The sequence below is a fragment of the Rhodococcus sp. NKCM2511 genome, from assembly GCF_014905595.1.
GTDB classification, from domain to species: Bacteria; Actinomycetota; Actinomycetes; order Mycobacteriales; family Mycobacteriaceae; genus Rhodococcoides; species Rhodococcoides fascians.
Window position 1 is genome coordinate 209,319 of sequence record NZ_BNHJ02000001.1, and the last position, 24,390, is coordinate 233,708.

Consider the following 24,390-nt stretch of genomic DNA (forward strand, 5'->3'; position numbering starts at 1 on the left):
CACCACGGTTACCTCGAGTCGTAGGCTGTCGTGGTGAGTCCCCGAAACCTCGATGATCAGTCCCCGCCCGACGACGGTACCGACAAAATGGACAAATCAGGTGCCGACGCGGACATCCCCTTGGACGCCGCGCTGATCGAGGCCGTGCAGGATGCAGTGGCGAACGCCACAGACGCCGACGCCGACTACGACGAGGACGATCTGAACGACGACATTCCCGAGCTGCGCTCCCCCATACTGGTCGCCGCTTTCGAGGGCTGGAACGACGCAGGCGATGCGGCGAGCGGCGCGGTCGAACATCTGGAGCTGATCTGGGACGCCAGCCCACTGGCCGAGCTGGACTCCGAGGACTACTACGACTACCAGGTCAATCGGCCGACCGTTCGTCAGGTCGACGGGGTCACCCGCGAGATCGAGTGGCCGTCGACCCGATTGTCGGTGTGTTCACCGCCCGGCAGCGACCGTGACGTGGTCCTGTTGCGCGGTATCGAGCCCAACATGCGGTGGCGCAGCTTCTGCGACGACCTGCTCGAGTTCGTCGAGCAGCTGGGCGTCGAAACCGTCGTCATTCTCGGCGCGCTGCTGGCGGACACCCCGCACACCAGGCCGGTTCCGGTGACCGGCACCGCCTACAGCACCGAGTCGGCCGAACAGTTCAACCTGGAGCAGACCCGCTACGAGGGGCCCACCGGTATCACCGGCGTTCTGCAGGACGAATGTGTCAAGGCAGGTGTGCCGGCCGTGTCGTTCTGGGCTGCTGTCCCCCATTACGTCTCACAGCCACCGAATCCGAAGGCCACCGTGGCGTTGCTGCAGCGGGTCGAAGACGTACTCGACATCGAGGTGCCGCTCGGCGAGCTGCCCACGCAGGCCGAGGAGTGGGAGGAGGCGGTCAACGAGATGACCAAAGAGGACGAGGAGATCAGCGAGTACGTGCGCAGCCTCGAGGAGCGTGGTGACGCCGAGGTGGACATGTCCGATGCGATCGCCAAGATCGACGGCGACGCCATCGCCGCCGAGTTCGAGAAGTACCTCCGGCGGCGCGGCCCGGGCAACTTCGGGCTCTGACCCGAACGCACACGAGGAGCCGGGAGCCGGTGAGGTCTTTCTGATGCCGACGTAACGTCACCGCAGCGGTGGCGTCACCCCGACACCGGAGCCTCGTGGGTATGGCCAGCACACCGCGATTTCTGCAAGGCGTCTTCTCCTTCACCGGCAACGGTCTGGACAAGCCCGAGTTGATCGATCCCAGCCTGAGTTTCGTCGTCCCCGAGGGGGTGACGGCTCAGCCGCTGTACTTCCGGGGCGGTAATTCGAGCGATGAACTGGTGGTCGTGACCTTGCTGCGCGACGGCAGCCCGATGCGTATGTTCCCGATGGGGGCCAAGAGCGGCGTCAACATTCCGTTGCGGGTCGTCGAGGACGTCGATCCCGATACCGTGCTCGAGCTGGTGATCGCGGCCCCCGCCGGAACCAACGGAGAGGTCGTCGTCGACTTCGGTCTGGTGCTGGTCTGATGCCTGCGGGAAAACAGCGATTGCTGGTGATCGGCAACGGAATGGCCGGTGCCCGGACGGTCGAGCAGATCCTCGAGCGAGACGGCAGCTCGCTGTTCGACATCACGATGATCGGCGACGAACCGTACGGCAATTACAACCGCATCATGCTCTCCCACGTGCTGTCCGGTGAGGCCACCGTCGACGACGAGGATCTCGTTCTCAACCCCATGAGTTGGTACAGCGAGAACGGCGTGACGTTGCACGTGGGCGATCGAGCGGTGTCGCTCGACCGGTTCTCCAAAACGGTTGTCTGCGAAAGCGGTCGGTCCGTCGACTACGACGTACTGATCATTGCCACCGGTAGCAACACGTTCTTCCCGAACATGGACGGTCTGCGCGAGTCCGACGGCAGGCTGGCACGTGGGGTGTTCGGATTCCGCACGATCGCCGACACCAACGGCATGTTGCAGATGGCGCAGTCAGGCGACGACGTGTCGGCGGTGGTGATCGGCGGCGGACTGCTCGGTCTCGAAGCAGCGTACGGACTGCGGACGCAGGGGCTGGACGTGAACGTGGTGCACTCCCCCGGGCACCTGATGAACCAGCAGCTCGACGAGCGCGGTGGACGAGTGTTGCGCAACAAGATCGAGTCGCTGGGCGTCGGTGTCCACACCTCGAAGAGGACCACCTCGGTGTTGCGGTCGGACGACGGTACCGTCATTGGCGTCGGTTTCAACGACGGCACCTCGCTGGACGCCGACATGGTCGTCGTGACCGCCGGAATTCGGCCCAGTGTCGATTTCGCCCGCGCCGGCGGCCTGGTCATCGAACGCGGAATCGTCGTCGACGACCAATTGCGCTGCGAGGACGAAGGTTCCATCTATGCCGTCGGCGAATGCTGTCAGCACCGCGGTGAGGTGTACGGCCTCGTCGCGCCCCTCTGGGAGCAGGCCGCTGTCCTGGCCGATGTACTCACCGGTGCCGATCCCGCTGCCGCATATCACGGTTCGCGTTTGACGACCAAGCTCAAGGTGGCCGGCGTCGACGTCGCGTCGATGGGGATCACCGCGCCCGAGCGCGACGACGACGAATTCGTTCAGTTCTACGAACCACGCAGTGGCACGTACAAATCGGTCATCGTGCGGAACAACAAGCTCGTCGGTGCCACTCTGCTGGGCGACATCTCCAAGGCCAACTTTCTCACCCAGGCGTTCGACGAGAGGGTGCCGCTGCCCGAGGAGCGCATCAGCATGCTCTTCGACATGGGAACGCCCTCTGCGGCAACAGGAGCCGCCGAACTGGCAGACGACGTTCAGGTGTGCAACTGCAACGGCGTCACCAAGGGCGCCATCGTGGCCTGCGTGCACGCCGGTGCCAAGAATCTGAGCGATGTGACCGCGAAGACCCGAGCAGGCAAGGGATGTGGGTCCTGCAAGGGGTTGGTGAAAGACATCATCGCGTGCGCATCCGGTGGCGCGGTCGAAGCGGACCCCACCGCAGACCGGTACGTGCCGTGTATCCCGATGACGAAGCCGGAACTGATCGAAGCAATCAGATCGCGGGACCTCCGGGCAGTCTCGCAGGTGTTCACGGCGCTTGCGACCGACGGCGTCGAGGACGCCGCCGCCAAGATGCCGCTGGCGTCACTGCTGCGCACCGTCTGGGGTCCGGATTGGGTGGACGAGCGCGGCGCACTGTTCATCAACGACCGGGTGCACGCCAACATTCAGCGGGACGGCACGTTCTCGGTGGTACCGCAGATGAAGGGTGGCGTCACTACCCCGGATCAACTGCGCAAGATCGCCGACGTCGCCGACAAGTACAACGTGCCGCTGGTCAAGGTCACCGGCGGACAGCGCATCGACCTCCTCGGGATCAAGAAGGAAGACCTACCCAAGGTGTGGGGCGATCTGGACATGCCCTCCGGCTTCGCCTACGGCAAGAGCATGCGCACGGTGAAAACCTGTGTGGGCAGCGACTTCTGCCGCTTCGGTCTCGGCGACTCGACGGCTCTCGGCATCGCGCTCGAAGAGCGGTTCCAAGGCTTGGAGACTCCCGCGAAACTCAAACTCGCGGTCGCCGGCTGCCCGCGCAACTGCTCGGAGGCGCTGTGCAAGGACTTCGGCGTGGTCTCGGTCGGCGAGGACAGGTGGGAGATCTACGTCGGCGGCGCGGCCGGGGCTCACATCCGCAAGGGAGATCTGTTGGCCACCGTGACGGGAGCCGAGGAGGTGATGACAGTGGCAGGCAGATTCATCCAGCACTATCGGGAGAACGCGCAGTGGCTCGAACGGACGTACGCCTGGGTTCCGCGCGTCGGCTTGGAGGAACTGCAGAGCGTTCTGATCGACGACCGTGACGGCATCGTCGCCGGACTCGACGAGCGACTGCAAACATCGGTCGACGGCTACGTGGACCCATGGCAGGACCGCACGGCACCCAAATCGCCTGCGCAGTTCGCACCCTCGCTGCCACTGCTCCCGCTGCCACAGGTGCCGGTCCGATGAGCGTCCCGGTGGGTGCGTTGGAAGACCTGACTCCCGGCGAGGGACGGGCCTACGTCGTGGATGGCAAACAGGTCGCGGTGTTCCTGCTAAGTGACGGCTCGGTGCGGGCGATGGACGCCGTCTGTCCGCACCGGGGCGGACCACTGGCCGACGGCCAGATCGACGGGTCCGTAGTCGTCTGCCCACTTCATCAATACGCCTTCTCCCTCGACGACGGCACCTGCCCGAGTGGAATCTCGTCGGTCCGTGTCTACGCAGCCTCGGTGGTGGATGGCAACGTGACCGTCGATATGTAAGTCGGTCCCGGTGTGGTCTTCACTCCTGTCCACCGCCCGCCCGTCGTTTTCTCGGCTTATCGTCTTTTGAGCAAGACGAAGGGAATCACCGATGGGTGACGTCGTGCGCCGAGTAGGCAACGTCTTTTGCTTTGGCGTTCTCGATCCGTTCGAGAACCCGACCGGCTTCCGTCGGGCCGTCGCCCCCGGTGGAGTGTGGTGACTCCCGGGCTACGAGTAGTGATCGCCGACGACGACGTTCTGCTCCGTGAGGGCCTGGCCAGTCTGCTGAATCAAGCCGGTCTCGAGGTCGTCGGTCAAGCGGGCGACGCCGAGGAGTTGGAGACTCTCGTCGCGCGCGAGCTCCCTGCGTCGGCGATCATCGACATCGGAACGCCGCCGACGCAGAACTCCGAAGGTTTGGATGCGGCTTTGCGAATCCGCATGGGACTCACGGAGATTGCGGTGGTGCTGCTGTCCGCACACGTCGAGATCGATCACGCGTTGCAACTGCTCGACGGTGGCAAGGGCGTCGGCTACCTTCTCGCGACTCGGGTCACCGACATGGCCGATTTCGTCGGAACTATCGACCGCGTCGCCGGCGGCGCATCGGTGATCGACCCGGCGGTGGTGTACGAGTTGGTGGCCGCCAGACGCCGTGACGATCCACTGGCTGCGCTGAGCTCACGTGAGTGCGACGTTCTGACCTTGATGGCCGAGGGTCTCTCCAACGCAGGCATCGGACGTCGACTACGGATTACCGAGGGCACGGTGGAAGAACACGTACGCAGCATTCTGACCAAGTTCGATCTCGCGGAGACCGCTGACGACCACCGGCGAGTCCGGGCCGTCATCATGTTCCTCGATGCCCAGACTTGACCGAAGATCCTGCGGCGTGGCTCAACCGGCGTCGACAAATCCATGATGGCGTCCGCAGACAGCCCGAACTTGGGAAGGAACCCGATGGCGGAGCTGGATTCGACCATGTCCGCGAAGTCGTCCTCGTCGTGCGTCGACACCAGAATTACGTCCGGACGGGCTGGGTGGGAAGCGGCCAGGAGTGCTTCGACAACATCGAAGCCACTTTCTGCACCGAGATCGATGTCGACGAGGATCAGATCAGGGCAATTTTCTTTCGCCGACCGTAACGCGGCGGCAGTCGTCGATGCCGTACCGACGACGGTCACACCCGCAGATTCCAACAGCCGCGTCGCGGCGGCGCAGAAGGCGGCGCTGTCGTCGACGATCAGTGCACGGCGATCGAAACGGTTCACCTTTTCGAGAATGTCAGATCTCGTCGGGCCCGGCATTACCGGTAGCCGTAGATTCTCCTACCCAAAAGTCGATCGATGATTCCCGCAACGACATCAGCGAGACACGTACCCGTCTGACGGAGTCCCGAGCACGAGTCGTGGCCGCCGCAGACCAGGCGCGCCGCGTCATCGAAGGAGACTTGCACGACGGGGCGCAGCAGCGGATCGTCCCCCTCGGGATGGACCTGAGAGCGGCCCAGGCGTCCGTACCCGAGGAACCCGGAGATCTACGAGATCGATCGAACCGCAGCGTGAACACGCTGTCGCAGGTGCATTGGGATCTCCAGGAACTCTCCCGAGATAGTCATTTCGGCAATTGTGCGAGAAGGCGAGCTCACATCGACCGTGACGGACAACGGCGCAGGCGGTGCCGATTCAGCGAACGGCTCCGGGTTGATCGGCCTACAGGACCGCATTCAGGCGGTCGGTGGCACGTTGACGGTATCGAGCCCACCCGGTGTCGGCACGACTCTCGAAGCCTGTCTACCCGCTACCAGGTAGCGGACTGCACCGGGCACCACTCCCCCACTTTGCCTGCCAGCAGCGACGACACGAACGTCTCGACGGACGAATGTTCTCGGTACACCCGAACAACATTCGCACCAGGAGGACACCATGCCGTACATCAACACCGCTGACGGAACCGATATCTACTACACCGAGCAGGGCACGGGGAAGCCAGTTCTGCTCAGTCACGGTTGGCCGTTGTCCTCGGACGCCTGGCAGACCGAGCTCAAGCTCCTCGCCGACGCCGGCTACCGCGCCATCGCCCACGACCGCCGCGGACACGGACGCTCGTCCAAGACCTACGTCGGCAACGACATGGACACCTACGCCAAGGATCTGGCCGAACTGGTGGAGGCCCTCGACTTGCAGGAGCTCACCCTCATCGGACACTCGACCGGTGGCGGCGAGGTCGTGCGGTACGCCGCGCAGCACGGTGGCAGCCGCGTCGCTCGGGTGATCACTGCCGGTGCCGTTCCCCCGGTCATGCTGAAGTCCGAGGCCAACCCAGAGGGCACGCCGATCGAAGCACTCGACGACATTCGCAACGGCGTCCTCACTGACCGCTCACAGTTCTATCAGGACCTCGCCCAGGCCTTCTTTGGCGCGAACCGCGACGGCGCACAGGTATCCCAGGGTGCCATCGACGACTTCTGGCGTCAGGGGATGCTCGTCAACCTCGCTGCCGCCTACGACTGCGTGAAGGCGTTCTCCGAGACCGACTTCACCGAAGATCTGAAGGCTCTCACCGTCCCCGTCTTCATCGCCCAAGGCGACGACGACCAGATCGTGCCGATCGCCGCGGCTGCGCTGAAGTCCATCGACCTCGTCAAGGACGGCACGCTCAAGGTCTACCCGGGTGCCCCGCACGGCATCTACGGCGACTACCAAAAGGCTTTGGACGCAGACATTCTCGAATTCCTTGCCAAGTAGTTCCTCCCTTCCCCCACCCCCACTTTTCTTCCAAGGAGACTTCTCATGAGCACCACACCCACCATCGTCCTGATCCACGGTGCCTTCGCCGACTCGGCCAGCTGGGCACCGGTCACCCGCCGCCTGCTCGACAAGGGTCACACCGTCGTCGTGCCCGCGGTGCCCAATCGCAGCCTGATCGGTGACTCCGCCTACATCCGCTCCGTAGTCGAGCAGATCGACGGTCCGGTTCTCCTCGCCGGACACTCCTACGGCGGAGCCGTCATCACGGTTGCAGGCATGGCGGACAACGTCGTCGGTCTGGTCTACGTTTCCGGTTACGCACTCGAAGAGGGTGAGAGCCTCGGCGAACTACAGGGACGCTTCCGCGATTCCGATCTCGCCGCGAACCTCGTCTACACCCCCTTCCCGGGCGACGGCACCGACGTCTCGGTGAAGCTCGACGCCTTCCCCGCAGTGTTCGCCGGTGGCATCGACCTCGCGACCGCCGAGGTCCTCGCCGTCTCCCAGCGCCCGCTGGCCGGCCTCGCATTCGCCGAAGCAGCACCGGCCGCAGCCTGGAAGACCAAGCCCGGCTGGGGAATCGTCAGCAGCGCGGACCACACCATCAACCCGGATGTCGAGCGCTTCGGCTACGAGCGCGCCGGTCTGCGCAGCGTCGTCGAACTCGATGCCCCACACCTGGTGATGCTGGCCAAGCCCGACGAGGTCGTTGCTGTCATCGAAGAAGCACTTGCGGCAGTTACCTCGCCCGCGCCGTCCCTGACAAGCCAGCCATGACCTCGCAAATGGTTCCGATCGGACTCGACGCGGTCGGCACGCGCGTCGAGTTCGACAGCATGGGGAACGTGCACGTCCCCGCCGAGAAGTACTGGGGTGCCCAGACCCAGCGGTCGCTCCAGCACTTCTCGATCGGGGACGACCGGATGCCCAAGGCGGTGTACCACGCCTACGGGTACGTCAAGAAGGCTGCGGCACTGGTCAATCAGGCTGCAGGTCGGCTGGAGGGTTGGAAGGCCGATGCGATCGTCGCGGCAGCCGACGAGGCGATCGCCGGCCGGCTGGACGAGCATTTTCCGTTGTTCGTCTGGCAGACCGGTTCCGGCACGCAGAGCAACATGAACGTCAACGAAGTGCTCTCCAACCGCGCAATTCAGCTGGTCGGTGGCACGCTCGGTTCGCAGGAACCGATCGGACCGAACGATGACGTGAACATGGGCCAATCGTCCAACGACACGTTTCCGACCGCGATGCACATCGCCGCGATCATCGAAATCGACGAACGACTGCTACCCCAGGTCACCGCTCTCGCGGACGAATTGGACCGTAAGTCCGAGCAGTGGATGGACGTCGTGAAGATCGGGCGCACCCATCTCGAGGACGCCGTGCCGCTGACCGTCGGCCAGGAGTGGTCGGGATGGGCAGCGCAGATCCGCTCCGCCGCAAAGGAAATAGAACGCAGTCGCGAGGGTCTGTACGAACTCGCCGCAGGCGGGACGGCGGTGGGCACCGGGTTGAACGCGCCTGCCGGGTTCAGCGAAGACATCGCCAGGAAGATAGCCGAGCTCACCGGCAAGCCGTTCGTCACTGCGCCCAACAAGTTCATGGCGCAGGGTTCGCTCGATGCCATGGTCCGCGCCCACGCGGCACTCCGCGGCCTCGCCGTCGCACTCATGAAGGTCGCCAACGACATGCGGTGGCTCGCGTCGGGACCACGCACCGGTTTCGCGGAGCTGGTGCTGCCGTCCAACGAACCGGGTTCGTCGATCATGCCGGGCAAGGTGAATCCCACGCAGTGCGAGGCCATGGTGATGATCAGCATCAAGGTGTTGGGTGACGACGCCGCGATCGCGTTCGCCGGCTCGCAGGGCAACTTCGAACTGAACGCCATGCGGCCCATCGTCATCGACAACTTCCTGCACTCGGCCCGCATTCTGGGCGACGGCATCGAGAAGTTCGTGACCTACTCGGTCAGCGGAACCACGTTGAACGAGACCAAGATCGCCGGCTACGTCGACGAGAGCTTGATGCTCGTGACGGCGCTGAGTCCGGTCATCGGCTACCAGAACGCGGCGCACATCGCCGAGAACGCGCTGGCGAACGATCAGACCTTGAAAGAAGCTGCACTTGACTCCGGGCATGTGACGGAGAAGCAGTTCGACGACATCGTCGTCCCGAAGAACCTCGTCGGACAGGGAGTCCGGGGAGCGTGAGTAGATCTCTCCCCCCATCACATCAGGAGTAGAACCATGACAACGTCCATCCCCCCTTCGCCCTCGATGCCGACCGCCCTGACCGATCCCATCGTCAACCGCGGCTCTGCCTTCACCGCCGAGCAGCGCGTCGAACTCGGCCTGGTGGGCCGACTGCCCGCAGGTGTGCTGAACCTCGCCCAGCAGGCCGACCGCGTGTACCGGCAACTGCAGGAACTTCCCAGCGATCTCCAGCGCAATCTGTTGCTCGAGCAGATCCACGACCGCAACGAGACCCTGTACTACCGGGTACTCACCGACCACCTGCCCGAACTGCTCCCGGTCGTCTACGACCCCACCGTCGGCGAGGCAATCGAGAAGTACTCGGACGAATACCGCGGTCAGCGTGGCCTCTACCTCTCGATCGACGCCCCCGACGACATCGAGGCCGCCTTCGCCACATTGGGCCTCGGACCGGACGACATCGACCTGATCGTCTGCAGCGACGCCGAAGAAATCCTCGGAATCGGCGACTGGGGTGTCGGTGGAATACAGATCTCGATCGGCAAGCTGGCCATCTACACCGCAGGCGCAGGCATTCACCCGAACCGCGCGATCGCCGTCTCGCTCGACGTCGGCACCGACAACCCAGCTCTGCTCAACGACCCGCTGTACCTGGGCAATCGCCACTCGCGCCGTCGCGGAGCCGATTACGACACGTTCATCCAGAAGTACATCGAGACGGCGACGCGGCTGTTCCCCGGCGCACTGTTGCACTTCGAAGACTTCGGCCCCGAGCATGCCCGCGACATTCTGGCCACTTACTCCGGCGACTACCGGATCTTCAACGACGACGTGCAGGGCACCGGTGCCGTCGTCATGGCCGCAATGCATGCTGCCGTCCCAGCCACCGGCATCCCGATGCGCGAGCAGACACTCGTCGTGTTCGGTTCGGGCACTGCGGGAGTCGGCATCGCAGATCAGCTGCGCGACGCCATGATCGCCGACGGCGCCGCGGAGGCCGACGCCATCTCCCGCATCTGGCTCGTCGACAAACAGGGCCTGTTGTTCGAAGACATGAACGATCTTCGCAACTTCCAACAGGTGTACGCGAAACCGCGATCCGCAGTCGCCGGTGCTGGTTCCACCGTCAGCCTGCTCGAGACGATCCGGACGGCGAAACCTACGGTGCTGTTGGGCACCTCCACCGCTCACGGTGCGTTCACGCAGGACGTGATCGAGGCCATGGCAGCGTCGACGCCACGGCCGATCATTCTCCCGATCTCGAACCCGACAGAGAAGATCGAGGCCGACCCCAAGGACGTCATCACCTGGACCGAAGGTGCCGCCCTCGTCGCCACCGGCATACCCGTCGACCCCATCGAGTTCGACGGTGTGACGTACCACGTCGGCCAAGCGAACAACTTTCTCGTCTTCCCCGGCATCGGGCTCGGCATCATCGTCAGCGGGGCGACCCGGGTCACCGACGGAATTCTCGCCGCGGCTGCCAAGGCCCTCGCCTCGCACACCGACGCGTCCGAGCGCGGATCGTCACTGTTACCCGACGTGTCCAACCTCCGCGAGATCTCGGCGATCGTCGCGCACGCCGTTTACGACCAGGCCGTGCTCGAAGGCCTCGCTACCCACACGCCCACCGACGTCGTGCAAGCGATCCAAGACGCCATGTGGACTGCCCAGTACCCCGTGGAACCGTGAAGCTGTCCGCGGTCGACGGACGTGAGGTTGCGTCCGCGATCGTCCTTGCCGTCACCAGTGCCGCCGTGTACTTCCTACTCGTCGATGTGGTCGGGCCAGCGCTGAACGAGTCGGACGAGTCCGCGGAGATCGGTGCGATGTGGGCGGTGGTCTCCACCATCTTCGTCTTCCGCGGAACGCTCGACGCTCGGCTCGCCGACACCAGGACACGTCTTTTTGCCACCGCGATGAGCCTGGCGGTGTGCCTGACCTACCTGCTGATCTTCCCGGTCACCGCCATCGGAATCGGTGCCGTGATCGGGGCCGGGTGTCTGCTTGCCGCGTTGCTCGGGCACACAGAAGACGCCGTACTCACCGGCATCACTTCGACGGTGGTCCTCGTCGTCGCCGATCTGGGCGATCCGTCGACTGCATGGATGCAGCCCCTACTTCGACTGCTGGACACCGCAATCGGCATCGGAGTCGGCTTGTCTGCCGCGGGTGTGTTCGCCTCGATCGCACGTGAAAGGACAGCCGCATGACCACTGTTGCGCCACCACAGGTCTCGGCCTGGGCACCCTTACGCAGCAAGATCTACCGAACGTTGTTCCTTGCTCAGCTCGTCTCGAACATCGGCCTGTGGATGCAGACCGTCGGGTCACAGTGGTTCCTTGTCGAGCACAACAGCAGCGCCACGATCGTTGCACTGGTCCAGACCGCGAGCCTGCTCCCGACGCTCTTTCTGGCGCTGCCCGCGGGCGGACTGGCCGACCTGATCGATCGCCGTCGACTACTCATCGTCGTGAGCACGTACACCGCCCTCGTCGCCGCTACGACGACGTTCCTCGCCTACACCGACGTGTTGTCCCCCATCATGTTGCTGGGCATGACCTTCCTCCTCGGCTGCGGATCGGCCCTGTCTGCCCCTGCCTGGCAGGCGATCCAGCCGGAATTGGTTCCAGCAGAACAAATCCCCGCCGCGTCCGCGCTGGGCGGAGTGACGGTCAACGGCGCCAGGGCCATCGGCCCCGCGATCGGCGGCGTCATCGTTGCCGCCGCGGGTCCGGCGGCCGTCTTCGCACTCAACGCTGTCACGTTCGTAGTGATCCTCGGCGCGCTCGCCTGGTGGCGTCGTCCGGCCGACGATCCGGGAATCGACCGCGAGCGTCTCGGCCGGTCGATGATGACCGGGCTGCACTACATGCAGTCGGCGTCGATCGTCCGTCGAATCCTCCTCAGATCCGCCCTGTTCGCCTTCCCCGCGTCGGCGTTGTGGGCACTACTGCCCCTCGCGTCGTCGCAACATCTGCGCTTCGGTGCCTCCGGGTACGGCCTCATTCTCGGCATGCTCGGCGTCGGTGCCCTGGCGGGCGTTGCACTCTTCCCCACCCTGCGAAGGAGGTTCGGGGCCAACGCGTTGCTGTCCATCTCGGCCGTCTCCTACGCGTTGGGGGCCGTCGCTGTTGCATACCTGCCGATCTGGTTCGTTCTGCCACTGCTGCTCGTGGCGGGGGCCGCCTGGATCGCGACACTCACGACGCTCAATGCCTCGATCCAACTGTCACTGGCCCACTGGGTGCGGGCCCGTGGGATGTCGATCTATCTACTGGTCTTCATGGGCTCGCAAGCGCTCGGCTCGTTCATCTGGGGCCTGATCGCATCCCACGCCGGTTTCGGCGTTGCACTGCTCATCTCGGCAGTCCTCTTGATGCTTGCCGGCGCAAGTGTCGTTGTGTTGCCCCTGCACCCAGCGACAGGGACCTTGCCTCGTGGAGTCTCGACGGCGTGGCCGACACCGACGGTCATCTTCGGACCTGCCCCGGAGGACGGGCCCGTCGTTGTCAGTGTCACCTATCGGGTCGCTTCTGCCGAGCAGGCGGACTTCGACCGTTCGATGGCCGCGGTCGGGAAAGCCCGTCGGAGGACCGGCGGCTATTCGTGGGGCCTGTACCGCGACAGTGTCGATCCCGATCTGCGTATCGAGCAGTTCACCACGGCGTCCTGGCAGGACTTCCAGCGCCAACACCGCGATCGGTGGACGGACTCCGATCACCAACTCATTACCGATGCCCTGTCGTATACCGTCACCGGCCGTACCGAGCACGAACAGCACATGTTCGGCGTTCGGTAGGCAGCTGCAGGAGCGGGACAGTGACACCGAACGGGGAGTCGAGCCCTGACCGGACGTAGCCGAATACGGGGGAACGACTGGCTGGTAGGTGAAGCCGGGCCGACAATGTCTTCCTACCGGACCGGCAGAAGTTGTCGTGGTCGATGGCCGGTACCCAGCGTGGTTCAACGGGAGCACCGGCCACCCCCTACCCTGTTCCAGTGAGCGATTCAGGTGAGGACGCACGGCTGGGTGCCGCGAATGCGTTCGTGGAGGAAGACCGTCTCGGTCTCTTCTCGTTCGCCGTCGCCGAGAAAAGATCCGAATACCTGGCAGTACTGCGGGCGTTCGACACCGCTCGCGCGAACTACGTGGTGTTGCTGCACTCGGGCGACGTCGCCGATCTCATCGCTCGTAGCCCCGGGCGTCACGACGCGCTGACCACACTGGACATCGCACCCCTGCTCGATCAACTCCACACCTGGGGTCTGCTCGAACGCAGCTACGACGGCACCCGCGCCGCGACCCTCGCCGAATACCGCAACCGGCACTTCGTCTACCAGTTCGGTCAGGCCGGCTACAAGGCCTACCGCGCGGTCGAGGACGTGCTCGGTGCGCGCCTGGACGACGCCTCGCTGTCCCGGCTGGTGCTCCCCGAGCTGCTGGCCGACATGCACGAGCTGGCCGAGGCGAACCGTCAGGCCGACGGCGACCGCATCTACCGCAAGCTCAGCAGACTCGATTCGACGTTGTCGGAGATGGCGACCCGCGCCGCCCACTTCTATCTGGTGCTGGGCGACCTGGTGCGCACCACCGAGATCACGCCCGAATCGTTCTTGGCGCACAAGGATGCACTGCTCACGCACATGCGTGAGTTCAGCTCCGATCTCACCCGCTATGCCCCCAAATTGGCGGAAGCGATCGCACTCGTCGAGAGCACCGGCATCGAGGAACTCGTCGACCGTGCCGCGATCAGCGACGAACGAGTCTTTCTCTCCGTCGACGAACGGCGAGCGGACTGGACCGACCGATGGGCCGGGTTGTCGCACTGGTTCGTCGCGGCCGAATCCGAGCTCAGCGAATCCGAGCGCCTCCGCGAGGGCACGATGAGCGCGATCGCTGCTGTGCTGTCACTGCTGCGGCGCGTCACCGAAACTCGGAAGGGCGGTGTGAGTCGCGAGAGCCAACTGCGTCACCTCGCCGGCTGGTTCGCTGCTGCCCCCACCGAGGACAGCGCACATGCTCTGTTTCACGCCGTGTTCGGCCTCGGCCGACCCCGGCACCTGTCGATGGTCCATCCCGACGCCGACATCATCCCCATGTCCCGATCATGGTGGGAGGCACCGCCGGTCGAGATCTCGCGCACGCTGGCCGAGACCGGACGTACTCCGACCCCCGGCGTTCCAGGGCGGGTACAGCGCAACGACGGCGGCATCAGACGACTGCGCGAGCAGCAACTCGAGTCGCAGCGATCGCGCAGTGCCGCCGCGCAGTCGCTCGCCTCGGCCGGAATCCACGACCGTATTCTGAACGAGCAGGAAACCGAAGTGTTGTTGAGCCTGCTCAACGCCGCGTTGACTGCCCGGGTACGCGTGAGCGGACGCACCTCGGACTCGTCCGGATCGGACAGTGGCGTGCGCCTGACGCTGAGCGACAGCGATCGTTCGACGATCGTGCGCACCAGCCGTGGCCGATTGCATCTGGACCGCCTCGCCCTCGACGTCAGTGAGGTGGCGCGCCGGTGAGAGCACGTGAAATCTCCTCGCTCGCTCTGGATTCCTACCAGCGGGCTGCCCGAGTCGCATTGTCCAATCACCTGGTCACCGCGACGTACCCCGATCGAATCGCGTTACCGCTGCTGCGCAGGTGGGCAACCGAACTGCGTGAGGATCTCCTCGAGCTGTTCGGCTACCGGTTCGAGGTCACCGAGACGACCGCGCGTCTGTTCCCCGTGATCGATCGTCTCGACGACAGTCAACCCGCGCGAACGCCTTCCGAGCGGGTGTTCGACCGCCGTAGGTATGCGTATCTGGCGCTGGCGCTTGCCGCGCTCGGTCGGGCCGGAAACCAGATCACTCTGTCCGAACTCGCCGATCACGTGGCGACGGAGTCGAGTCAGGTGGACGGCGTCGAACTCACGACCGACCGCGCGAGCGATCGAGACGCATTCGTCGACGCGATCGGATGGCTGGCCACCCGTGGTGCGATCTCGCTGGCCGACGGCGACGCCACGGGCTGGGCGAACAATCCGACGGCCGGTGAGGCTCTGTACGACATCGACCGATCGGTGGTCGTCGCGATGTTTCGGCCGCCGCGTGCCGTGCAGCACCTGCGTTCGATTCGTGGCCTGCTGGCCGGCTCGGATGCCCCGATCGACCCCGAGGATTCCGATCTCGGACACATCGAGTCCGGGCGTGAGGCAGACCCGAAGGAAACGCTGCGTGCGGTACGCCGAGCGTTGGTCGAACACCCCGTCGTCTATCTCGACGATCTCGACGGCGACGCACGCACCGCCCTGACCGCCTCGCGGACCGTCGCCGACGTCGAGTTGCTCACCGGTCTCGTTGCCGAGCGTCGCGCCGAGGGTGTGGCCCTCATCGACACCTCGGGACGGTTGTCCGACCACCGCTTTCCCAGCACCGGAACGATCGCCCAGGTTGCGTTGCTCATCGCGGGAGAAATCTCCGATAGGGTCGTGGATCCCGACGCTCCGGCGCTCACAACGCATCCGCTACCTGCGAGCGACCTACTCGTCGAACAGCTGGACGACGCGATCCCCGGCGGCGGAATCTTCGGCGACCTGGCCGACTTCGGATTGCCCGCCGATCCGACGACGGTCGAGAACTCGGCGGAGCGCACACAGTATCCGTTGATCGAGGACAGTTGGCTGGTCTCGGTCGTCGACGATCTCGTGGACCGATTCGGTCGCACGTTCGCGGCGCAGTGGCAGACCGACCGGGACGGTCTGCGCATCCGTGCGATAGCGCTGTTGCATCGACTTCGCTTGATACACAGCGTATCCGGCGGCGTGTTGGTGCTACCGGTGATCGCTCGGTACCGAGACGTGATGGTCAGCGTGCGTGACCGAGCCCCGCAGGACTCGCTCTTCGGCACCGAACAAGCCCCCAGTACCGATCCATCCGAAGTAGAGGCCTGAGTAGATGACCGCACACTCGAATCGCTTTAGGCCCACGCGCGCCGGAATCGTCAACCTGTGGGATTACCGGGATCAGGAGTTCTCCTTCGCCGACGGTCGATTGGTGCTGCGTGGACCCAACGGATCCGGCAAGACCAAAGCGCTCGAAGTGCTGTTTCCCTTCGTCCTCGACGGCCGGATCGAGCCGCGCCGACTCAACCCGTTCGCCGGTGAAGAAAGAACGATGAAGTCCAACCTGCTCTACCGAGGGCAGGAAAGCGCGCATTCGTACGTGTGGATGGAGTTCGGCCGCGGCTCGCGCGAGGACCCCGAATCGGTGACCGTCGGAATCGGTATGCGGGCGAGCCGCCACAACGACAAGGTGACCCGCTGGTACTTCGTGGCCGAAGGCCGAGTGGGCGTCGACTTCTCGTTGTTGGGCTCCGACGACCGGCCGCTGACGAAGAAGCAGTTGGCCGAACAACTCGGCAGCGATGCCCTGACCGATCGTCCGGTCGACTACCGCGCCGCGATCGATGCCCGGATGTTCGGGCTCGGCGCGCAACGGTACGACCAGTTGATCAATCTGATTCTGACACTTCGCCGTCCGCAGTTGGCCAAGAATCTCGATCCGAAAGGGTTGTCCCAGGCGCTGACCGACGGTCTGCGTCCCCTCGACGAGCAACTGGTGCTCGAGGCGGCACGTTCCTTCAGCGACATGGAGGAAGTCGGACGCGCGCTGGAGGGACTGGCCCAAGCCGATCAGGCGGCCAGGAACTTCGTGTCGGTCTACTCCAAATACCTTCGCGTACAAACCCGTTCGGACGTCGAACAAGTCTCGCGTCGGCTCGAAGCCGTGACGCACGCGACCACCGCACACTTCGCCGCCGCCGCCCTGAAGGACCGGCGTCTGCTGGAACGGGCGGCCGCAGAGACTCGATTCGACGAGGCCGAGCGTGCGCTCGATCAGGCCGTCGCGGACCGGGAGACCCTGCAGCGCTCGAGCGCGTACGAGGGCAAGCAGCAACTGGACGATCTCGCCGAATCCGCTGCGAAGCTGGAGGTCTCGACGGCGCAGCAGGCCGATCGCGCACGCAAAGCGCAAGCAGAACTGGAGCAGCGCACGGCCGAGGCTGCCCGCGCGGACGCCGCACTCCGGGACTCCGTTGCCGGGGTGACTCGCGCGGAGGACGAGCTGCAGACTGCGGCCGAGGATGCCGGCATCGTGTGGACCCCATTGCCCGGCACGGCGCGCAGTGATCAGATCAGTACCGCGCTTCGTGGGCACGCCGAGGAACGGGACGGCGACGTACGTGCAGTGCGTGAGGCGCTGGCCACCGTCGAGAAGGCGTCGACGGAACGCGCTCGCGCGGAGAAGGCCGCAACGAAGGCGCGCGAGTTGCTCGAAGCAGCCGCGGCTGCCGTCACCGAGGCCGAGGCGACGGTGGACCTGGAGAAGGCGCAGTTCGCTTCGGGTCTGCGGGCCTGGTGGTCGAGCAACTCGTCGCTCTACTCCTCCGCAGGCATCACCTCCGCTGTGTTCGAGGCCCTCGACGCAGCCCTGGCAGGCATCGGCGACGACGACGCCCCGAGCCTGGAATCCGTGCTCGCCGAGCAGACCTCGGACGGTATCGACGCGATTCGCGCCCGGCAGGCACAGGCACGCGTCGACGTGGCCGCGCGCGAGGCCGAGGTGAAGGCGCTGCGGGGCGAACTGTCCCTGGTGCGAGCCGAACACGACGATGCCCCACCACCGTTCGCAGCGCGCACCGACAGCCGTGCCGATCTCTCGGGCGCACCACTGTGGCAACTGGTTCGGTTTGCCGATGCGGTCTCCTCTGCCGACGCGGCGGGGATCGAATCCGCCCTGCAGGCCGCGAACCTGCTCGACGGGTGGATTCATCCGACCGCAGACTCCCCCGTCGACGCGACGTCGGAGCAATATCTGTCGCCGCTACCGGTGGCCGCGAGGCCGACCGGTTCGACGCTCGCGTCCGTGCTGGAACCCGAGCCCGGTACTGCCGTCCAGGAATCGCGAATCCTCGATGTACTGAATTCGATTGCATTGCAGCAGGATCGAAACGACCTCTCGGACAGTTCTGTCTCGATAGGCGTCGACGGTCGGTACTGGCAGGGAGTGCAGCAGGGTCGCCACGCAAAACCGGATGCCGAGTACATCGGTGCCACGGCGCGGGCGCGTCGGCGAGAGCAGCGCATCGCCGAGCTCGGTGCTGCGATCGATTCCGCGACAGCCGAACTCGCGACCGCGACCGCCGCCGAGCTGGCGGCACGCGAGCTGGTGCAGGCGTTGAACGCGGCCGCCAAGCAGCTCCCCCGAGTCTCGGCCATCGTGAAGGCGCAACGTGCCGTCACGGCAGCCGCAGGCGCGCTGCGCACCTCGAAAGATGCGTCTGCAGCGGCAGATCGAGAATTCGACCAAGCGATCGCCGACCTGTCCGCGAAAGAGAAACAACTGCGCTCCGTCGCCGTGGCCCATCGCACCCCGCACCTGGGCCGCGATGTCGATGCCCTCGCCGCAGCGATTCGCCATTTCGAGCATCAGGGCGCAGCGGTCATCCGTAAACGCAGCGACCACGCACGCGAGACCGAGCGGGCGCGCGAGGCCACCAACCGCCTCGAGGAGGCCACCGGACTGGCCGAGGAACTCGCCGAGGAAGCCGCGATAGCCGACGAGAGCTATCGGCAACAGCTGCAGCGTCTGGAATTGCTGAGCGAGAAACTCGGTGCTACGGCCGAACAGATCAACACCGACCTGGACAACGCGCGCGATCGCATCGAGAAGTGCCGAGCCGAGCAGCGAGCAGCCCGAAAGGCGGACAAGGAAGCCGGCGAGGCGATCGGCAAGGCCGAGGGTGCATGCAACACGGCGCTCGAGAGCCTGCGCGCTGCCGTGACCGAGACCCTGGGTGATGCTGTCCGACTGGCACCGTACGCCCGCAAGGATCTGCTGCACATCCTCGGCGTGCACGAGACGTACACGTGGCCGGCCAGCGACTCGGCGTGGCTGACGGTCGAACAGATCCTGTATCGGGTTCAGCAGGCCGCCGGCCCCGACGACGACGTCCCGGTACTTCCACCGGTGGTGCTCGCGCTGCATTCGGCACTCGACGCGGCGACGGCGTCGGTGAAAGTGACCGACTCGAGCCGGAAGTCGACACGAACGGCGCTGACGAGCGCACTGCAGGAGTTCGACTCGCAACTGGCCGCTTCCGGTCAGGACTACCGCCTGCAGTGGGACGCACCGGACGGGTTGACGGTGGTACGCGTGCAGGACGAGCAGGGCTATTCCTCGGTCGGAGACTTCGCCGACCGCATCGGTGCCGCCAGGGCCGACCAGGAACTGCTCTTGACCGAGCAGGAACGCCGAATTCTCGAAGACGCGCTGCTGACCGGGTTGGCGCAGCAGATTCACGAGCGCACCGTCGACGCGCGTGAGCTGATCGCACAGATGTCCGCCGAGATGAAGCAACGCCGTATGTCCTCGGGCAACACGATCGGCGTGCACTGGGTGCTCGCGGACAACCTCGACGACGGTGCGCGGGCAGTGTCCAAGCTGCTCGACCGCGATGCCTCGGCGCTGAGCCAGGACGATCTGGCCGCGATGCGCGCACACTTCGCATCGGAGATCAGGATCGCTCGGGCGGCACATCCGGAACGGTCGTATCCCGAGATCCTGTCCGCAACACTGGACTATCGCCGGTGGCGGGTATTCGCGTTCACGCTCATCAGCGGCGACGGCAACGAGGATCGTCTGACCGTCGCTCGTCACAGTGCACTCTCGGGCGGTGAGCAATCGGTGTCGCTGCATTTGCCGCTGTTCGCCGCGGCGCACGTTATGCTCTCGTCCGCCGATCCGCATTCGCCGCGGCTGCTGGCGCTGGACGAGGCGTTCGCCGGTGTCGACGACAACGGTCGTAGCGAATTGCTCGGACTGAGTGTGCAATTCGACCTGGATCTGTTCATGACCGGTTACGACCTGTGGATCACCTACGCGGACGTCCCCGGTTGCGCACACTACGATTTGGCGCACTCGACCGCCGAGAACACCGTCAGCGCAGCACTTCTGGTGTGGGAGAACGGTGAATTGTTCGCCGAACACGACGGCACCGACCTCGCAGCAGCCCTCGGATCACCGTTGACCCGCCGGGTGCCGACCCGAACCGAAGGTGGGCTGGAGTTTGGCCGGTAACAGTGAGTGGCGAGGCAGCGTCGAATTGGCGGCGCTGTTGGACGCTGCGCGAAAGAAGTTGGAGTCCAACTGGCTTCGTGTCGGCGGTAACATCACCGTCGACCTGAGTGATGCGCCGGAACTGTGGCGTCTGTGCAGTGCCATCTCGAAGTCCAACTCCAGCCTGCACTCTCGGGCACGGAGCACCCGGCTCGATCTCGAGCGGTTCGACGCATGGCTGAGCCATCCGCTCAACGGCGGTATCGGTCTGATCGACACCCTCGCCGGTCAGGCCCCGTTGCAGGACAAGAAGCGCATTGCGGCCGACAAGGCTCAGGTGCGCGCCGATGCGCTCGACCGGGCGCGTGCGGCGCTCGGCGGTGGTACCGATCGCGAGTGGATCGAGCACTGGATCGCGTCGTTGCTCAATCAGGACGGCACCCTCGGCGGCCGCGTCGCCGTCGACGCACTCGGGGTCGCAACACAGGTCCTGGCGCTGCTTCCGGTGGACGGGATGTCGCTCACCGAGCTGGCGGAACTGGCCACCGGTGATACCAAGGCCCTCACGGGCGGCGGTGCCGCGAAACTCGTCCTCGATGCATTGTCGTTGCGCGAGAACGTGCCTCGACCCGTCGATCCAGTGGGGATCAGAGCGCTGTGGGAAACGGCAGGAGTGTCGGTCGACGCCGTGTCGAGCCGGGTACTGGTTCTCGGCTACCGCGTCGTAGAGACCCACACGGTGGCTCGCTGGCTCAACGAAGCAGCCGACGAGGGCGTGCCCTTTCCTGTCACCGTGGACATGCTCGCGCGCGGCCCTCTCACCAACAGCTCGTCGACCGTGTTCGTGTGCGAGAACGTCGCTGTGCTCGCGGCCGCAGCCCGCTCTCTCGGCTCGAATTGTGCCAGCTTGATCTGCACCGACGGTCAGCCCTCGGCCGCAGTGCATCGGCTGCTGGCTGCGCGCGCCCCCGGCACCACGATCGAATGGCGTGCCGACTTCGACTGGGCCGGAATGCACATGGTGACCCGCGCACTCACCCGGTACGACGCGGTGCCGTGGCGAATGGACATCGACTCGTACCGCCGCGCACTGGACGCGCGCAACTCGGAACCACTGAAGGGGCATCCCACGGACACTCCGTGGGACCCGGAACTGGCTGCTGCACTGCGAGATTCGGGACGAGCGGTCATGGAAGAACGCCTGATCCCGGATCTGCTGGCGGATCTACGCCTGGGGCCCGCGGACTAACGCAGCGGAACTCCGAGCAGCGCATCGACCGCATCGGCGAAAGTGCCGGGTGCGCTCGCATCCGATCCACCGCGCTCGACTGCGAAACTCGCCCACGCGTCGAGGGCGTCGAGAGCCTTGGGCGTGTCGAGGTCATCGGCCAGATGCTGACGCAGGCGATTGACGACGTCGTCGGCCGACGCTGCGGACTCGAGCGCCGCTGCTCGACGCCACAGCGCGAGGCGGGTGTGGGCTCGCTCGAGGACCTCGTCGGACCACGGCCGATCCTGCCGGTAGTGGCCCGCGAGCAGGCCCAGCCGCACTGCGGCCGGATCGACGTTCTCTGCGCGGAGCTTCGAGACGAACACCAGGTTGCCGCGGCTCTTGGACATCTTCTCGCCGTCGAGACCGATCATTCCCGTGTGCACGTAGTGCCGGGCGAACCGAGGGTCACCGGTTGCCGCCTCGGCGTGTGCCGCCGAGAACTCGTGGTGCGGGAAGATGAGATCGCTTCCGCCGCCCTGGATGTCGAAACCGGTTCCGATGCGATTGAGTGCAATGGCAGCGCATTCGATGTGCCAGCCCGGTCGGCCGGGGCCCCACGGCGACGGCCACGACGGTTCGCCGGGACGTACCGCGCGCCAGAGCAGCGCATCGAGTGAATCGCGCTTGCCCGCACGATCGGGATCTCCGCCGCGTTCGGCGAAGAACGTGTCCATGGTGGGACGGTCGTAGCCGGATTCGTAGCCGAACTGCTCGGTGGCGTCGGCACGGAAGTACACGTCGGGGTACTCGGCGTCGTCGACGACGTAGGCAGCGCCGGACGCCACCAGCTTCTCCACCAGTTCGACGACTTCCTCCACCGACTCGACGGCACCGATGTAGTCGTGCGGAGGCACGACCCGCAGAGCCTCCATGTCGGCGCGGAACAGCTCGATCTCGCGCGCACCGAGATCGCGCCAATCCTCACCGTCGCGATTCGCGCGCTCGAACAGCGGGTCGTCGACATCGGTGACGTTCTGCACGTAGTGCACGTCGATACCCGCATCACGCCACAAGCGGTTGATCAGATCGAACGTCAGATACGTTGCCGCATGTCCCAGGTGGGTGGCGTCGTACGGGGTGATTCCGCAGACGTACATGCGAGCGGTCGAACCGGGGGTGACCGGACGGACCTGGCGATCTGCGGTATCGAACAACCGAAGCGCTGGACCCTGTCCTGGGATTGTCGGGATCTCCGGGCTGGACCAAGAATGCATGCAGCCGAGCCTATCCGAGCCCGTTCAGAAGGCGGGCCACGGTATCGGTCTGCTCGATCGAGGTTCCGGCATGACCGGGCGCGCGATCAGCTGCTGGGCCCGATCCAATACCGCAATGGTTTCGGCCAGCGTTATCTTGCCGACCAGCCGTGGAGCGATGACGGTGTCGAAGGTCTCGACGAACCGCACGACGTCGGCCATCAGAGCATCGTCGACCGCCTGACCTGCCCACCCCCAGAGAACCGTGCGCAGCTTGTTCTCGGCGTGCAGGCAGATGCCGTGATCCACCCCGTAGACATAACCGTCGAGACCTTCGAGGGCATGCCCACCCTTGCGATCTGCATTGTTGAGAATGACGTCGAGAACCGCCATCCGCTGCAGGCGTGGATCGTCGGCATGGATCAGAGCGATCTCTTCGCCATCGCCGTCGTAGGCCTGCAACACCGGAATCCAGCCCGCCGGAACGAGATCGGGACGGCAGATGTCGACCAGGTCCACGCGGCCCTCGACCCGCTCCTCGGGAGTATCTATCCACTTCTGCACCATGCCGGGACCGAACGGACCGTCGCGCAGCACCGTGGGCGGAATCACGCCCCACCCGAGCGCCTCGGAGATCTCGTACGACGCCACCTCCCGCCCGGCGAGGGTGCCGTCGGGAAAGTCCCAGAGCGGCACCTCTCCGCGCACGGGTTTGTACACGCACCGCACTGCCGAGTCGCCGTCGCCCGCCTCGCACACGAGGGTGGCGTTGGACGCCGAAACCACCCGGCCGACGACAGTCAGCTCGCCGGTCTCCATGGTCTCGCGGCCCTCGAAGGGAGGTAGTTCGACGGTCAAGACTCGTCGACCTCTGTCACCGGACCGAAGGTGGCACCGCGGCGGTAGCCGTTCGTCCTGATGCAGACGTGTCCCTCGGGGGCGAGCGGCAGGCCGCACAGCGGGCACGGCGCTCGGCCGGCTGCCACGACCAGCTCGGACCGCGCTGCGAACTCGCGAGCCTGAACGGGTGTCAGAAACACTCGAACCGCGTCGGGGCCCTCGTCGGTGTCGTCGAGCACGACGGATTCGTCGACCTCGACCTCACTGACGGCCAACAACTCCACCACGACGGCATTGGCGTCGGCGTCCCAACCCAACCCCATCGTGCCGACCCTGAATTCGGTGTCGATCGGGGTCACCAACGGGCTGGTGTCGAGTGTCTCGGCCTCCTCGGTCGGCACATCGGTACCGAAGCGACGCTGCACCTCCTCGAGCAGCAGTCCCATTCGATCGGCCAGCACCTGTACCTGCTGCTTCTCCAACGCGACCGAGACCACTCGGGCATCGTGCACCGCCTGGAGAAAGAACGTTCGGTCACCCGGCTCACCTACGGTCCCGGCGACGAAACGATCAGGGGTGCGAAAAACGTGTATGGCGCGCGGCATTGCACCTCCTAACGACTCGAAAAGCTCCGCGAAACGAATCGCGAACTTCCATTATCGGCCACAGATCGACCGTGGACGGTATTGCTCGCCCTCCAGCCTGCCACCGATCGGGAGATCGGCGGCGAA

The 24,390-nt window shown here is 65.3% G+C and carries 18 protein-coding genes and 1 pseudogene; 15 read left to right on the forward strand and 4 right to left on the reverse strand.

The window, feature by feature from the left end; translation table 11 throughout:
• The first annotated feature begins 87 nt into the window (after positions 1 to 87).
• The 5 genes from JLZ96_RS00800 (at position 88) to JLZ96_RS00820 (ending at position 5,160) form a co-directional block, all read left to right on the forward strand.
• Complete coding sequence (locus tag JLZ96_RS00800; RefSeq protein WP_230073645.1) at positions 88 to 1,068, forward strand: PAC2 family protein; 981 nt, start codon at positions 88 to 90, stop codon at positions 1,066 to 1,068.
• 101 nt (positions 1,069 to 1,169) lie between these two features.
• Positions 1,170 to 1,517: a hypothetical protein gene (locus JLZ96_RS00805; protein ID WP_032365800.1), complete on the forward strand. Its 348-nt coding sequence runs from the start codon at positions 1,170 to 1,172 to the stop codon at positions 1,515 to 1,517.
• Entirely contained in the window at positions 1,517 to 4,006 is a 2,490-nt protein-coding gene (nirB, locus tag JLZ96_RS00810) for a nitrite reductase large subunit NirB (protein WP_032408262.1), read from the forward strand. The genes JLZ96_RS00805 and nirB overlap by 1 nt, the downstream gene beginning before the upstream one ends.
• A complete protein-coding gene (locus JLZ96_RS00815) occupies positions 4,003 to 4,302 on the forward strand; it encodes a Rieske (2Fe-2S) protein (protein WP_201009351.1) in 300 nt (99 codons plus the stop codon). The genes nirB and JLZ96_RS00815 overlap by 4 nt, the downstream gene beginning before the upstream one ends.
• Before the next feature lie 198 nt (positions 4,303 to 4,500).
• Entirely contained in the window at positions 4,501 to 5,160 is a 660-nt protein-coding gene (locus JLZ96_RS00820; protein ID WP_201009352.1) for a response regulator transcription factor, read from the forward strand.
• A gap of 80 nt (positions 5,161 to 5,240) precedes the next feature.
• Here the strand turns inward: JLZ96_RS00820 and JLZ96_RS00825 are convergent.
• Positions 5,241 to 5,591: pseudogene (locus JLZ96_RS00825) on the reverse strand (response regulator); the annotation flags it as partial.
• A 618-nt stretch (positions 5,592 to 6,209) separates the two neighbouring features.
• Here JLZ96_RS00825 and JLZ96_RS00835 point away from each other — a divergent pair.
• From JLZ96_RS00835 to JLZ96_RS00880, 10 genes are all read left to right on the forward strand, one after another.
• The gene (locus tag JLZ96_RS00835; RefSeq protein WP_201009353.1) at positions 6,210 to 7,031 is read left to right on the forward strand and encodes an alpha/beta fold hydrolase; all 822 of its coding nucleotides are present in this window, start codon (positions 6,210 to 6,212) and stop codon (positions 7,029 to 7,031) included.
• Between the two features lie 45 nt (positions 7,032 to 7,076).
• A complete protein-coding gene (locus JLZ96_RS00840; protein ID WP_201009354.1) occupies positions 7,077 to 7,811 on the forward strand; it encodes an alpha/beta fold hydrolase in 735 nt (244 codons plus the stop codon).
• A complete protein-coding gene (gene fumC / locus JLZ96_RS00845; RefSeq protein WP_236253799.1) occupies positions 7,808 to 9,244 on the forward strand; it encodes a class II fumarate hydratase in 1,437 nt (478 codons plus the stop codon). The genes JLZ96_RS00840 and fumC overlap by 4 nt, the downstream gene beginning before the upstream one ends.
• Before the next feature lie 36 nt (positions 9,245 to 9,280).
• Positions 9,281 to 10,939 carry an NAD-dependent malic enzyme gene (locus JLZ96_RS00850; RefSeq protein WP_201009355.1) on the forward strand — a complete coding sequence of 553 codons (1,659 nt, stop codon included), beginning with the start codon at positions 9,281 to 9,283 and terminating at the stop codon, positions 10,937 to 10,939.
• Entirely contained in the window at positions 10,936 to 11,460 is a 525-nt protein-coding gene (locus JLZ96_RS00855; protein ID WP_032387368.1) for an FUSC family protein, read from the forward strand. Before JLZ96_RS00850 ends, JLZ96_RS00855 begins: the two co-directional genes overlap by 4 nt.
• The gene (locus JLZ96_RS00860) at positions 11,457 to 13,049 is read left to right on the forward strand and encodes an MFS transporter (RefSeq protein ID WP_201009356.1); all 1,593 of its coding nucleotides are present in this window, start codon (positions 11,457 to 11,459) and stop codon (positions 13,047 to 13,049) included. Before JLZ96_RS00855 ends, JLZ96_RS00860 begins: the two co-directional genes overlap by 4 nt.
• A 143-nt stretch (positions 13,050 to 13,192) precedes the next feature.
• On the forward strand, positions 13,193 to 14,773 hold the full coding sequence (locus JLZ96_RS00865) for a TIGR02677 family protein (RefSeq protein WP_201009357.1): 1,581 nt from the start codon (positions 13,193 to 13,195) through the stop codon (positions 14,771 to 14,773).
• The gene (locus JLZ96_RS00870; protein WP_201009358.1) at positions 14,770 to 16,185 is read left to right on the forward strand and encodes a DUF2398 family protein; all 1,416 of its coding nucleotides are present in this window, start codon (positions 14,770 to 14,772) and stop codon (positions 16,183 to 16,185) included. The genes JLZ96_RS00865 and JLZ96_RS00870 overlap by 4 nt, the downstream gene beginning before the upstream one ends.
• 4 nt (positions 16,186 to 16,189) lie before the next feature.
• Positions 16,190 to 20,374, forward strand: a complete 4,185-nt coding sequence (locus JLZ96_RS00875) for a TIGR02680 family protein (RefSeq protein ID WP_201009359.1) — start codon at positions 16,190 to 16,192, stop codon at positions 20,372 to 20,374.
• Positions 20,364 to 21,602, forward strand: coding sequence for a DUF2399 domain-containing protein (locus tag JLZ96_RS00880; protein ID WP_201009360.1), 1,239 nt, complete (start codon positions 20,364 to 20,366; stop codon positions 21,600 to 21,602). Before JLZ96_RS00875 ends, JLZ96_RS00880 begins: the two co-directional genes overlap by 11 nt.
• Here the strand turns inward: JLZ96_RS00880 and mshC are convergent.
• The 3 genes from mshC to JLZ96_RS00895 are packed head-to-tail and all read right to left on the reverse strand — an operon-like array spanning position 21,599 to position 24,264.
• Positions 21,599 to 22,840: a cysteine--1-D-myo-inosityl 2-amino-2-deoxy-alpha-D-glucopyranoside ligase gene (mshC, locus tag JLZ96_RS00885; protein WP_027497069.1), complete on the reverse strand. Its 1,242-nt coding sequence runs from the start codon at positions 22,838 to 22,840 to the stop codon at positions 21,599 to 21,601. The two genes, JLZ96_RS00880 and mshC, sit on opposite strands and share 4 nt — an antisense overlap.
• Positions 22,841 to 22,864: 24 nt before the next feature.
• Positions 22,865 to 23,638, reverse strand: coding sequence for an SCO1664 family protein (locus tag JLZ96_RS00890; RefSeq protein ID WP_167325822.1), 774 nt, complete (start codon positions 23,636 to 23,638; stop codon positions 22,865 to 22,867).
• 35 nt (positions 23,639 to 23,673) lie between these two features.
• Positions 23,674 to 24,264 (reverse strand): DUF3090 domain-containing protein, encoded by a 591-nt coding sequence (locus JLZ96_RS00895; protein ID WP_027497067.1) that lies wholly within the window; start codon positions 24,262 to 24,264, stop codon positions 23,674 to 23,676.
• Positions 24,265 to 24,390: the final 126 nt, after the last annotated feature.